Source organism: Desulfoprunum sp., from assembly GCF_053613775.1.
The window spans coordinates 529,661-543,176 of the sequence record NZ_JBSHXH010000008.1 but is presented as its reverse complement, the minus strand read 5'-3'; the positions used below and the strand labels follow the sequence as shown (position 1 = coordinate 543,176).

At 58.4% G+C, this 13,516-nt stretch carries 7 protein-coding genes; 5 read left to right on the top strand and 2 right to left on the bottom strand.

Features of this window, described 5'->3' with window-relative positions; translation table 11 throughout:
* Positions 1 to 149: 149 nt before the first annotated feature.
* Both ACWGKN_RS17230 and hemG read left to right on the top strand, forming a co-directional pair.
* A complete protein-coding gene (locus ACWGKN_RS17230) occupies positions 150 to 1,874 on the top strand; it encodes a Na/Pi cotransporter family protein (RefSeq protein ID WP_035228699.1) in 1,725 nt (574 codons plus the stop codon).
* A gap of 163 nt (positions 1,875 to 2,037) precedes the next feature.
* The gene (hemG, locus tag ACWGKN_RS17225) at positions 2,038 to 3,438 is read left to right on the top strand and encodes a protoporphyrinogen oxidase (RefSeq protein WP_452095688.1); all 1,401 of its coding nucleotides are present in this window, start codon (positions 2,038 to 2,040) and stop codon (positions 3,436 to 3,438) included.
* 88 nt (positions 3,439 to 3,526) lie between these two features.
* On the opposite strand, the gene dnaA is transcribed toward hemG, so the two are convergent.
* Both dnaA and ACWGKN_RS17215 read right to left on the bottom strand, forming a co-directional pair.
* The gene (dnaA, locus tag ACWGKN_RS17220; RefSeq protein ID WP_035228620.1) at positions 3,527 to 4,849 is read right to left on the bottom strand and encodes a chromosomal replication initiator protein DnaA; all 1,323 of its coding nucleotides are present in this window, start codon (positions 4,847 to 4,849) and stop codon (positions 3,527 to 3,529) included.
* 542 nt (positions 4,850 to 5,391) lie between these two features.
* Positions 5,392 to 6,129, bottom strand: a complete 738-nt coding sequence (locus ACWGKN_RS17215; RefSeq protein WP_452095687.1) for a double zinc ribbon domain-containing protein — start codon at positions 6,127 to 6,129, stop codon at positions 5,392 to 5,394.
* 351 nt (positions 6,130 to 6,480) lie between these two features.
* On the opposite strand from ACWGKN_RS17215, the gene bamA reads away from it, so the two are divergent.
* The 3 genes from bamA (at position 6,481) to ACWGKN_RS17200 (ending at position 13,461) form a co-directional block, all read left to right on the top strand.
* Positions 6,481 to 9,171 carry an outer membrane protein assembly factor BamA gene (gene bamA / locus ACWGKN_RS17210; RefSeq protein WP_035228618.1) on the top strand — a complete coding sequence of 897 codons (2,691 nt, stop codon included), beginning with the start codon at positions 6,481 to 6,483 and terminating at the stop codon, positions 9,169 to 9,171.
* A gap of 71 nt (positions 9,172 to 9,242) precedes the next feature.
* Positions 9,243 to 12,791: a transcription-repair coupling factor gene (gene mfd, locus ACWGKN_RS17205; protein WP_452095686.1), complete on the top strand. Its 3,549-nt coding sequence runs from the start codon at positions 9,243 to 9,245 to the stop codon at positions 12,789 to 12,791.
* The gene (locus ACWGKN_RS17200) at positions 12,778 to 13,461 is read left to right on the top strand and encodes an HAD family hydrolase (RefSeq protein WP_052159846.1); all 684 of its coding nucleotides are present in this window, start codon (positions 12,778 to 12,780) and stop codon (positions 13,459 to 13,461) included. The genes mfd and ACWGKN_RS17200 overlap by 14 nt, the downstream gene beginning before the upstream one ends.
* Positions 13,462 to 13,516 lie beyond the last annotated feature (55 nt).

Genomic DNA, 13,516 nt, shown 5'->3' with positions numbered 1-13,516 from the left:
CTCGACTGCCGCCTGCTGCTCAAGCCGATCGCGATGCGTGGCTCTGCAGTATCGATTCATTTCGTGCATACTCCCCTGCGGTGGTCGACGCTCCCCCGGACTACCGGCAACCGACGTTGTTCAATCATCCTTGATCCTTGGCCATGCCCATGATTGAATCCCTGGACATCTGGAAGCTCCTGGCCGGTCTTTCCATTTTCCTGTATGGGATGTACATGCTGGAGGACGCCGTCAGGGCCATGTCCGGCAAGGCCTTCCGGCAGATGATCAGATATTATACCTCCGGCCGCCTCCGCGCCATCGGCAGCGGCGCCTTCATCACCGCCATCCTCCAGTCCAGTTCGGCGGTGTCGCTGATGATCCTGGCCTTCGTCGGGGCCGGGGTGATGACGATGCAGAACGGCATCGGGGTGATGATGGGCGCCAATATCGGCACCACCCTGACCTCCTGGATCGTCGCTATTTTCGGCTTCAAGTTGGATATCGAGGTCTTCGCCCTCCCCCTGATCGCCCTCGGGGGACTGGTCTTCATCGCCTTCGGCCCGTCGTCGAAACTCTTCCAGGCCAGCCGGCTGCTGATAGGTTTCGGGTTTCTCTTCCTTGGACTGGATTTCATGAAGACCGGGATGGAAAACTTCGCCCGCCATATCGACCTCAACGCCATCGGCCATTACGGGCTCTGGGTCTTCCTGCTCATCGGCATCCTGATCACGGCCCTGATGCAGTCGAGTTCGGCGAGCATCGCCATCATCCTGACCGGGCTCAACGGCGGCCTGCTCACCCTGGAGCATTCGATGGCCATGGTCATCGGCGCCAATATCGGCACCACCGTCACCGTTCTCCTCGGTTCCATCGGTGGAATTCCATCCAAGAAGCGGGTGAGCACCAGTCATCTGATTTTCAATCTGGGTACCGGGATCCTGGCCTTTCCCCTTGTGCGCCCCCTGTCGCGACTGTTTCCCACCCTCTTCGATATCTCGAGCGACGCCGTCATGGCCCTGGCCTTCTTTCATACCCTCTTCAACGTCACCGGCGTCGTGGTCTTTTTCCCCTTCATCGGGATCCTCGCCCGTTTTCTCCTCCGCGCTTTTCCGGACCGCAAGGAGATGGTGGCCGTCTACATCAACAATACCCCGACCGAAGTCACGGACGCGGCCACGGCTTCCCTGCGCAAGGAGATCCTCCATCTGTTTGAAGAGTCCCAGTTGTACAGCCTCAGGACCTTTAAAATCGACGACAAGCTGATCTTCGACCACGCCCTGCCCCTGGAACGAAGTCCACGGCCCGTCACGCTTCCCGGTCTCTATGACAACATAAAGTTCCTGCACGGTGAAATCATAGAGTTTTATGCCAAAATGCTGCGGTCGCAGCTGGAAGAATCGGAGGTCAAGGAACTGGAACGGATGGCATACGCCTCCCGCAATATCATGAACTCCATCAAAAACATCAAGGGGATCAAAAACGATCTGGATGACTTCGAAAGTGCCGACAATGAGCACCTCAATCGCCAGTACAAGCTGTTTCGCCGCCGTCTGGTGGAACTGTACTACGACACCAATCACCTGCTGGAGAGCGACAACCCCCGTGACCAGTATCGCGATCTCCTGCGAATCGTATTCCACCTCGAACAGAAGGACAAACAGGCCATCGAGGAAGTCATGAAAAGGGCCGCCAGTGGCGAGATCGACGAATTGGAAATAGCCTCGCTGCTCATGGCCAACCGTCTGTTCAACCAGTCCTGCCGGCTCCAGGTATTCGCCCTGAAGAATCTCCTCCTCACCGAAGAGGAAATCCATGAATTCGACAAGGCCATGGATATGAAGGAAATCCTCGACGAGGAACAGCAGCGGCCGGCGCGATCGGTGGCGGCCTGATAGCGGCGGCCGGCGCGATCTCTTCCAAAAATGCCGGGATCTCCGCTTTCACCCACGGGACACGGCCCCTCGATCCGATATTCCTGCATTGCCGATATCAAGGATTCCTGGTAAAGAACAACAGCACCTTCACTGGAAAATTCACCTCTGCCTCGACCCTGCAATGACAGCACAATTCGATACCATCATCGTTGGCGGCGGGCTCTCCGGCCTGACATTCGCTCACAAACTGAAGACCCATGCCCCCGACCATCGTTTCCTGGTCCTCGAAAAATCGGGACGAACCGGCGGGGCGATCCGGACGCATCGGGATCAGGGATATATCACCGAGATCGGCCCGCATGGATTTCTCGACAACTGTCCCGAGAGCCGGACGTTGCTCACCGAGACCGGACTTGACCGGGAGTGCGTCAAGGCCCCGCTCAAGCACTTTGTGCGCTATGTCCATCTCCACGGCCAGCTCCGCTGCATCCCGCAGAGCCCGGGCAAAATACTGATGGCCCCGCTGGTTCCCTGGACGGCCAAACTGCGCGTGCTTGCCGATCTCTGGATCCGACCGCTCGCCGGGGAACCGACAGTCGCCAAGTGGGTGGACCACCGTTTCGGTCCAGCCCTCCTGCCCTTCGCCGATGCCGTTTTCACCGGCACCTATGCCGGTGACTTCAACGAACTGGCCATCGACAACGTCATGCCCGGCATCCGCCGGCTCGAGAAGGAATACGGCTCGGTCATCCGCGGCCTGATAGGCAAGATGCTGCAGGCCAGGCGGTCGGGCACCGCGAAAAAGATAACCATGCCGGCAATGACCAGTTTTCCCGACGGCATGTCCCGATTGGCGGAACGGCTGACCGAATCCCTGCAGCCAGGCACCGACCTGCTGCTCGAGTGCGGGGTCATGGCCATATCCCGCACCGAAACCGGCTGGCAGGTACAGTCGGAGAAAGGAGTCCATAGCGCTGCCAATCTGGTTTTGGCCCTGCCGGTCAATGCCTCTCTCACCCTGCTGGCCGGCATCGATGCCACCATGCCCATCGCCGCCGTCCCGGAGGCATGGATTGCCACGGTGGTCTTCGGGTTCGGCCCCAGCGCCGTTCTACCGCCCGGATTCGGCTACCTGACCCCGGAACAGGAAGGACGGTTCACCCTCGGAACGCTCTTTTCATCCAATATGTTCCCCGGCCGGGCCCCGGCCGGCCATATCGTCTGCGAAACCCTCGTCGGCGGCCGTCGCCATCCGGAACGCCTGCACCTCGACGACGCGACCATGACCAGGCTCGCCCTTGACGATGTCCGCGAGGTTCTCAATCTGCCCGGTGATCCAGTCTACAATACGGTACTCCGACCGCAAAGCGGCATCCCCCAGTTGGAACGGGGCTATGGCCAGCTTCTGACCTGGCGCGACAAGGTGGTGCAGGACCATCCGGGGCTTTCGGTCTGTGGTTTCGGCTGGGAGGGTATCGGGATCAACGATATGATCAGGAGCGCGACCGGTGCTGCCGAACAGATCCTCAGACCTTCCAGCGCCCACACCGAGGGTCCGGAGATCAAGGGCGTTTACTTTTGAATCCGGCACCGGAAGAATCCTCCCGATAAAAAAGGGGAAGACCGAAGGCACGGTCTTCCCCTGTCATCGTTTCTTTCACCCTATCGTATCAGAGTTGCTTGACCTTGTCGGACAGAAGGTTGAGCTGGGCGTTGACGGAGGTGTCACGGTTGGTCAGATTGGTAACCACCTTGATCGAATGGAGGACAGTGGAATGGTCCCGGTTGTATATCCTGCCGATATCGGCCAGGGACTCGTCGGTATATTTCCGGCTCAGATACATTGCCACCTGACGGGGAAAGGTAATGACCTTCTTCCGTGACCGGGATTGCATATCCTTGACGCTGACCTTGAACTGGCTGCCGACCAGATCGCCGATCATCGCCGAGGTCAGCACCTGTTGATGCCCGACGACACTGGTCACGACTTCCCGTACCAGGTCCAGATCGATATCCCCCTTCCGCAGAGAGGCCTTGGCCCGCAGCGCAATCAGCGCCGACTCGACCTTGCGGATATCGCCCCTGATATGCTGGGCCAGGTAATCGACATAACTCTCCTCCAGCACCAGCTGATGCTGGACAGCCTTGCGGCCGACGATGCGCAGACGGGTATCGATGTCCGGCGGCTTGATGCTCGTCACCAGCCCGGCCGACATCCGTGAGCGGAACTCATCGTCGATCCCCACCAGATCCCGCGGGGCGCTGTTGGCGGTCAGTATCACCCGCTTGCCGGACTTGACCAGGGTGTCGAGCAACTCGTTCAGTTCCTCCTGGGTCTTCTTCTTGCCGGTCAGCGAGTGGACATCCTCGACCAGCAGGATGTCGCAGTGGTCGTGATATTTGCGTTTGAACTGGTCCATCGTATTGGACTGGATGCCGCGGACCATCTCCGAGGCGAACTGCTGGGCCGTGACATACTGCAGCCGGGTCATCGGCGAATCGGCGATGATCTTGTGGGCCACGGCATGGGTCAGATGGCTCTTGCCCAACCCTGTACCACTGTTGATATAGAGGCAGGGACCGACCAGGTCTTCGCTGATTGATATCGACTGGCAGGCGGAGTGGGCGAGGATATTGCAGTCGCCGACCATGAACTCGTCGAATGTGTAACGGGGATGCAGGGCGCGGATCCGGGTGGTGTTTACCGGTACGCTGGGAAGACGCATCTGACCCTTGACGGTTGTTACCGGCAACGGCTTCGCCTCCTTTTCACAGAGCACCACCTTCCGCGACGATCCCCCGCATTCCTTGATCTTTTCTTCGATCAAGCCCAGGTAATGTTGCGAAATGTACGCATTGAAGTACCTGTCCGGGCTGGCGAGGAACAGGGTTTCAGCCTGAACCTGGACACACTCCAGCGGTTCTATCCACAGCGCATAGACATTCTCCGTCAACGCGCCCTTCAATCTCTCTTTCGTCTTCTCCCAAATCATACACTATCCTTCCTGTAACAGGTTTTCCAAGCGATTCAGAGTCATTTAAGGCAATCCTGCAGAAATGAACGATACTGTACGCTTCATCACCCAATGCCGGGGAACCACCGCTCAGCCAAAAACAAAAGGGGGACCTCACCGTGATTCCCGCCTCGCATTGGATGGCGGATGATTAACTCCATTTTCCATTTCCCGTCAAAGACGATATTGAGATATTTCTTATTAGTGCAACATCTTATTGTTAACAGCGGCAAGACCCGAACCAGCCTGAATCTCCGACCACTCCCTCTCTAAATCCTTATTCTCAGGGGCCTGGCGCCGATAGCGCTTTTCCATCGTCAAATAGACCGCTTAGTATGATTTCCCACAACTTATCAACAGTTTTACAAAAAGATTCAACTCAATATTTCTCAAAATTAGTGGACCATATTGAATTTTTCTCGATATTTCATTACAGCCATTGCGAGATGTGCGTATTTCCGACTCTTCAAGAAAATAATTTATTTTTAACCTCATATTTTTTTGAACAAAACCAGAATATACTACGCTGTAGCGACAACCATGGCCAGGGTCAGGGCATAGACCTCTTTCGCCCCCGCCAGACGAAGCGCTCGACTGCATTCCGAAACCGTCGTACCGGTGGTAAAGACATCATCCACAACACAGACCGTCTTTCCCTTCACGAATGCCATATCCGCTACCACGAAGGCGGATCGGAGATTCCTCCTCCTGGCTGCCCCGCTCAGTGCAGTCTGAGCAGGGGTATCCCGTATGCGATGGAGGAGGTTGCACCGGATATCGGGCTCGCGCCCGGGAAAAAACAGGCGGGAGAGGAGCACGGCCTGATTCAGCCCCCGTGCTTTCAGCCGTTTTGGATAGAGGGGAACGGGTACGATAATGTCAGGGTCGCGAACCCCGGCAAGAGAGGCCTGCTCGATGATATGCCTGAGACCGGGCAGTACCGACGTGTCGCCGTGGTATTTCAAACGATGCAGCAGGAGGCTTGCCGGCTGGTCATAGCGGATACAGGAACGGGCGACGCTGAATGGCGGCGGATGGATGAGACAGTCCTGGCAGCGATGACTGCGGCCCGGCTCCCCCGCCGCCATCATTTTTCCGCAGCAGGCGCAGAGCGGCGGCCGGATAAAGTCGATCCCCTGCCTGCAGTCCCGACACAGGTGTTCACGACTTTCCCAGCCGGGGTAAGCGCCGCAGAGCAGACAACGAGGGGGAAACACCAGATCGAGAAAGATCACCATCCAGGATTTCGGCAGCTGCATGGAGTTCAATACCCCCGCTGCCGCAGGGAACGGAGCTGTGAAAATTCCCTCAAAAGTTGTGCTTTCATTTTATTATTCCACGGTGTCGATCAATTGCTTGCCCTGTAGGAAATCTTCAGCTACCCACCACCATCGGCGGAGATCAATTTCGCTCATATCCATTTGCTGTCTTTGCATTTCCTGCCAAACATGGCATAATGATCACGGTTTTTTACCCTTGGTTATCATGAACAGTGCAATACCTGTTTTGTCAGACTATTTACCCACAGAACATTGATACATTCACATCCGACGATGCATATACACTCCGCCATATCCTCTGGGGCATCACAAACAGAAAGGAACTCTGCCATGGATCACACCGGAAAAACGCTGTCTCCCGTCCGTCATCTCCACATGTTCCGGCTTCTGCAGCTTTTACTTTTTGCCCTTGCAACGGTCATTTTTGCCGGTCCCGCCATCTCGGCCGAACAGAATACCGCCTTTCTGCCGCTGAAAATCAACAGTCAGCAGGATGTGGACAAACTAGCGATACAGGCCGACACCTTCCTGGAGGAGGCTCTTGTCAGCAACGGGCAGACGATGCTGTCCCGCGCCAGGGTGGAGTCGATGGCTGACTACTCCAAGGCCTGGCCGCCAGCGGTGCCGCAGATGCAGAAAATTGCGGAAACCACCGGCTTCGACAACGTCGCTGCCGGCAGTCTTACCTATGTCGGCAAACAGATAAGCATCGATATCAAGGTCTTCGATCTGTTGACCCCGAATGCGCCGCGCTATTATTTCAAGGATGGACTCACCGTTGAAACCCTGCGGGACGGCATCGCCGCCGTCATAGGCGACATCCTTCTCTACTCCGGCAAGGACCTCCGGATCGCCACCATCACCCCGCAGGGCAACAAACGTATAGATTCAGGAGCGATCCTGCGCAAGATCAAGAGCAAGGTCGGGGATATTTACAGCCCGTCGACGTTGCGGGAGGACCTGAAGTCGATCTATTCGATGGGCTATTTCAACGATGTCCAGATCGATGTCAGCGAAACCGAGAAAGGAAAAAATATCGTCTTCAAACTCGTGGAGAAACCGGTTATCGCCTCACTGGTGTATGAGGGCATCGACGAACTCAAGGAAGAGGACGTCAAGAGTGCGGCCAATATCAAGGAACACTTCATCCTCAATCCTGCGAAAATCAATACAGCCGTCGAGGCCATCCGGGAGTTGTACAAATCCAAAGGCTACTACAACACCAAGGTCAAGACCGAAACGACCTTCCCCAGTGATGAAGGCGCCGTCGTCCGGATCATCATCGACGAGGGCAGCAAGATCTATATCAAGAAGATCGATTTCGAAGGCAACACGACCTTTGACGACGATGAACTGGCCGACGAGATCGAAACCAGCGAGAAAGGCTGGTTCAGCTGGCTGACCGCATCGGGCACCCTGAAAATGGATGAAGTCAAGCAGGATGTCGGTCGCATTGTCGCCTTCTACAACAATCACGGTTTTCTCGAGGCGAGGATTTCCGAGCCCACGATCCGTCAGGAGGATGAATGGCTCTACCTCACCTTCATGGTCGAGGAGGGGCCGCGGTTCAAGGTCGGGACCATCGATATCGCCGGCGATCTGATCACCGGCAAGGACGATCTGCTCAACCTGCTCTCCATCCGTAAGGAAGAATTCCTGAGCCGCCAGGTCATGCGCGACGATATCCTCAAGATCACCGACTATTATGCCGAGAGAGGATACGCCTTCGCCACAGTCAGGCCGGATATCAAAAAATCTGCATCGGGCGGCCGGCTGGATGTCGTGTTCAAGATTGAAAAAGGCGAACTGGTCTATATCGACCGGATCTCGATCAAGGGCAACACCCGGACCCGCGACAATGTCATACGCCGCGAACTGAAGGTTTCCGAGGGCGGTATCTTCGATTCCAAGGCCTTGCGGGAAAGCACCCAGGCCCTGCAGCGGCTTGAATATTTCGAAGAGGTCAATATTACTCCGGAGCCCTCTCTCGATCCAACCCGGATGAACATCGTCATCGACGTCAAGGAAAAAAGTACCGGCACTTTCAGTATCGGTGCGGGATACAGTTCCGTCGACAACCTGATCTTCATGGGCGAGATCTCCGAGAACAACTTCCTCGGTCGGGGCGACCGGCTCTCGCTTGCCACCAACATCGGCGGCTCAAGCTCCCGTTACAATCTCGGGTATACCAACCCGCGGCTCAACGACTCCGAACTGTCCTGGGGTGCCGACCTCTTCGATACCGAACGCGAATACGACGATTACACCAAGGATTCTCAGGGAGGAGATATCCGCGTCGGCTATCCTGTCTGGGAAAAATGGCGCATGATCGGCATGTACAGTTTTACCGATACCGATCTGACCGATGTCTCCGACAATGCCTCCTATGTCATCAGAAATTCGGTCGACTTGCATGTTACCAGCGCCGTCAAGGTATCGCTCGTACGCGATTCCCGCGACAGGATCCTCAACGCCTCGAAGGGTAGTTACCACCTCCTCAGCGCTGAGTATGCCGGAGGACCATTCGCCGGCGACGCCGAGTTCACCAAACTGGAGGGCTCCACCAGCTGGTATTTTCCGCTGTTCTGGAAGACGGTGTTCCATTTCAAAGGCTCCGCAGGTCAGGTGTTTGAAAATGAGAACGACAAGCTGCCGGTTTACGAACGATTTTATCTCGGCGGTATCAATACCGTGCGAGGTTTTGATTACGGCGATATCAGTCCGATCGATCCCGTTACCGGCGAGCGAATCGGCGGCGACAAGATGTGGTACACCAACTGGGAAATTCTCTTTCCCCTTGCCGAAAGCCAGGGCGTTCAGGGGCTGGTATTTTTTGATGCCGGCCAGGTCCTCGATGACGACGAGGACTGGGCGCTCGATTCCTACCGGGAGTCGGTCGGCGTCGGTCTCAACTGGCTGTCACCGATGGGACCGTTGAAGATAGTCTGGGGTTACAACCTCGACCCGCTCGACGACGAGGATAATTCCGTCTGGGATTTCAGCGTCGGCGGCACCTTCTAGACACATTATTCAGCACGTCTTCCTCTCCTGCCGGTTGCCCCCATGGGTGCAACCGGCACTTTTTTTTACCAATGCGCAACCAACTCCACCACCTCATTCAATCCACACGGTCCATACAATGCACCGGCCTGCGCGGTTCCAGCCCCGCCCTGCTCGGGGCCCTGCTCGGCGAACGGGGCCATTGCTGCTGCATCGTCCCGGACGAGCAGCTGGTCGCACCGTTCGAACAGGACCTGCGGCTTTTTTCCGCCAACAAGGTCCTCAGCTATCCGGCCCATGAGATACCGCCGTACACCCCGCTGGCGCCCGACCAGCAGACTACCGCGCTCCGCCTCTCGACCCTGTACCAGTTGACGGACAGCCGCGCCCCGCTGCTGGTCGTCACCTCGATCGAGGCCCTGATGCGGCGCGTCATGCCCAGGGGGCTGCTCACCCGGGTGGCGGAATTGATCGCCGCCGGCGAGGACGTCGACATCGACCGGCTCATCGCCAACCTGGTCATGATGGGGTACGAGCAGGTCGCCCTGGTCCAGAGCGTCGGCGATTTTTCGCTCCGTGGCGGCATCCTCGACATCTATCCGCCGCCCTTCCCGCTCGACGATCTCCGCCTCCACGACGGTCCGCTCCGCCTCGATTTCTTCGGCGACACCGTCGAATCACTGCGGGCCTTCGATCCGCTGTCACAGCGGTCGACGATGGAGATCGCCGAGGCCATCCTGCTGCCGGTATCCGACATCCTGCTCGACTCTTCCGACCCAACGGCGGCGGCCCGGCTGAAAAGGAGCTTCCAGGCCGGCGCCGCCGGCTGGGACAGGGACTCCGCCGCGGCCCTGATCGAGCAGGCGGTCAGCGGCCGCCGCTTCGCCGGGATGCAGTTCTATCTCCCGCTCTTCTATCCGGCCGAACCTTCAGGCAGTTCGACGGTCCTCGATTTCTTCCCGCCGGGGACGACACTGCTGCTGGTCGCGCCCGAGGCGATCAACCAGACCATGGATCTGGTCGAGGAGCGCATCGCCAGCAATTTCGCCGCCGCCCGGGCCGCCGGCCGGCCGGCCCTGCCGCCCGAGAGCCTGTTCCTCGACGCCGCGGCCACCAGGAAGCAGATGGCCGGTTTCAATCAGCTCCTGTCCAGCGATTTCGAGCTCAGCGGCCCGACCGAGACGATTTCCCTGGCGACCAAGAGCCATCTCCCGCTCAAGCAGGATATCGCCCTCCAGCGGCGCGACCGCGGCATCCTGGCTCCGCTCTCGGAGAAAATCGTCGACTGGCAGCGGCAGGGCGACCAGGTCATCCTCTGCTGCCGCTCCAGCCGGCATCTGAAAAACCTGCGCGAACTGCTGGAGCGCCACCATCACCTCACCGCCGAGGTGACGCCGCCGCTCGATCTCGATCGGTTCACCACCACCGAGGGCGAGAGGACCGTCTTCCTCTGCAACCATCCCCTGGCCCAGGGGTTCTCCCTGACCGACCGCAAGCTTCACCTCCTCTCCGAGAGCGAGCTGTTCGGCGAGATGCGGCTCGGCAAAAAGCGCAAGGGCTACCAGGAAGGGGTGCCGTTGCGGTTCGCCGAGCTGAAGGACGGCGACATCATCGTCCATCGCGACCATGGGCTCGGGGTCTACCAGGGGCTGGTGACGATGCAGTTCAATGCCGTCACCAACGACTTCGTCCAGATCGAATACCGCGACGGTGACCGGCTCTACGTCCCGGTGGACCGGCTCAACCTGATCTCCCGCTACGAGGGGCTGTCCGATCAGATCCCGAAAATCGACAAACTCGGCACCCAGACCTGGAAGACGACCACCACCAAGGTCAAGGAGGAGGTCTGGAAAGTGGCCCAGGAACTGCTGGAGATTTACGCGACCAGAGAGCTCCGCGAAGGCCGGCAGTTCTCACCCCCGGCCGAACTGTTCCACGAACTGGAGGAGTCCTTCCCCTTCGATGAGACCCCGGGTCAGGACAAGGCGATCACCGAGGTCATCGACGATCTGACCTCCGACAAGCCGATGGACCGGCTCGTCTGCGGCGACGTCGGCTATGGCAAGACCGAGGTGGCGGTGCGGGCCGCCTTCAAGGTCGTCGAGGACGGGATGCAGGTGGCTATCCTGGTGCCGACGACCGTCCTCGCCGAACAACATGCCAAGACCTTCCGGGAAAGGCTGCAGGGGTTTCCGGTGCGGGTGGAATGCATCAATCGCTTCCGGACGACGAGCGAACAGCGGAAACTCGTCAAGGCGCTGGCCGAGGGCGGCATCGACATTCTGATCGGGACCCACCGGCTGTTGTCGAAGGACATCGTCTTCAAGAAACTCGGGCTGCTGATCGTCGACGAGGAGCACCGTTTCGGCGTCGCCCACAAGGAAAAGGTCAAGAAGCTGCGGGCCGAGGTCGATGTCCTCACCCTCACCGCCACCCCGATTCCCCGCACTCTGCAGATGTCCCTGCTCGGCATCCGCGATCTGTCGGTCATCTCCAGCCCGCCCGAGCACCGGCGTCCGGTCAAGACCTTCGTCGCCCAGTATGACGACCTGGTGATCAAGGAGGCGGTGACCCGGGAAATCCGGAGGAACGGCCAGGTCTTTTTCGTCCACAACCGGGTCAGATCGATCCACCAGGTGGCGGCCAACATCAAAAAACTGGTCCCCGGCGCCCGGATTGCCGTGGCCCATGGCCAGATGGCGGGCAAGGACCTGGAAGACATCATGGTCGCCTTCGTCAACCATGACATCGATGTGCTGATCTGCACGACGATCATCGAATCGGGGCTCGACATCCCGTCCGCCAACACGATCATCATCAACCGCGCCGATCAGCTCGGACTGGCCGAGATCTACCAGCTGCGGGGCCGGGTCGGCCGCTCCAGCCTGCAATCCTACGCCTTCCTGCTGGTGCCGTCCCTCGACAGCCTGACCAAGGACTCGCGGGACCGGCTCCAGGCCCTGATGGACTGTGACGAACTCGGGGGTGGCTTCCGCCTGGCGATGAGCGACCTCCAGATCAGGGGCGGCGGCAACCTGCTCGGGGTGTCGCAGAGCGGTCACATTGCCGCCATCGGCTACGACCTCTATCTCGACCTGCTGCAGAAGACCGTCGCCGATCTTAAAGCCGGCGCCAGCCATGATCTACCTGCCCGCGCCGCAGACGACGTCGATCCCGAGATCAACCTGCATATATCGGCCTATATCCCGCAGAACTACATGCCGGACATCAGCCAGCGCTATATGACCTACCGCCGGATCGCCACCCTCAGCTCCTCACCTCCCGCGATGCATGATGAACTGAGGGAAGAACTGATCGATCGCTACGGTTCCCTGCCGCAGGAACTCCTCAATCTCTTCAAGATAGTGAGTCTGAAGGCGGATCTCGCGGCCTTGCGAATAACTAAACTCGAAAGGGGAAAGGACAGCCTCGTCTATTCGTTTATGGAGGATACACCTCTGCGTCCGGAACTGCTGCTCACCTACCTCCAGAGTCAACCGAAAAAGCGCCGGATTCAGGCCAAATTGACCCCGGACGGCCGTCTCGTCGTCACCGGCCAGCCCCTCACCGGCGATGATCTCTTCGAATCGATCAGCACGACCATCGGCGACCTGAGGAGGATGAGCGATGCCGCCGTCTGAACCGCCGCAGATCAGACCCGCCTTCACCTGGGACGAGATCGACTGCGTCCTGCTGGACATGGACGGGACCCTGCTGGACAAGTACTTCGACGATTATTTCTGGGAACACTATGTCCCGGAGATCTACGCCGCAATCAACCACCTCAGCCCGGACGAGGCCCGGCAAAGACTGCTCTCCCGCTACCGAACGGTCGAGGCTACCCTGCAGTGGACCGATCTCGACTACTGGTCGGAGCAGTTGGGACTCGATATCCCCGAGCTCAAATGCCGGATTGACCACTTGATCCAGATCCATCCTCATGTCATCGATTTTCTGTCGTTTCTTGACAAAAATGGAAAGCAGATCCACCTCGTCACCAACGCCCATTCGAAAACGCTGGCCATCAAGCTGCGCAAGACCAGGATCGGCGCCTATTTTACCGGTATCATCTGTTCCGAGGTGGTGGGTGAGGCGAAGGAGCAGCCGATGTTCTGGAAAATACTGGAGGGGATAATCGGGTTTGATAAACGGCGGACACTGCTGGCCGACGATACCGCCCCGGTCCTGGCCGCGGCCAGGGAGTACGGCATCGGCTATCTGGTCCACATCGCGAGGCCCAGTTCGCGCAAACCGGTCAGTTATTCCAACGACTTCGCGTCGATTGCCTATTTCAACGAACTCATCTTCTAAGACGGTCTCCGGGGCTCGCTCCCACCGCAGGTCACCGACCACGGCGGGGCCCATC

Bases quoted from the DNA above. Each gene is read 5' to 3' on its own strand.
- mfd (WP_452095686.1), top strand. From the start codon at position 9,243: ATGCGCAACCAACTCCACCACCTCATTCAATCCACACGGTCCATACAA.
- hemG (WP_452095688.1), top strand. From the start codon at position 2,038: ATGACAGCACAATTCGATACCATCATCGTTGGCGGCGGGCTCTCCGGC.
- ACWGKN_RS17200 (WP_052159846.1), top strand. From the start codon at position 12,778: ATGCCGCCGTCTGAACCGCCGCAGATCAGACCCGCCTTCACCTGGGAC.
- dnaA (WP_035228620.1), bottom strand. From the start codon at position 4,849: ATGATTTGGGAGAAGACGAAAGAGAGATTGAAGGGCGCGTTGACGGAG.
- bamA (WP_035228618.1), top strand. From the start codon at position 6,481: ATGGATCACACCGGAAAAACGCTGTCTCCCGTCCGTCATCTCCACATG.
- ACWGKN_RS17230 (WP_035228699.1), top strand. From the start codon at position 150: ATGATTGAATCCCTGGACATCTGGAAGCTCCTGGCCGGTCTTTCCATT.
- ACWGKN_RS17215 (WP_452095687.1), bottom strand. From the start codon at position 6,129: ATGCAGCTGCCGAAATCCTGGATGGTGATCTTTCTCGATCTGGTGTTT.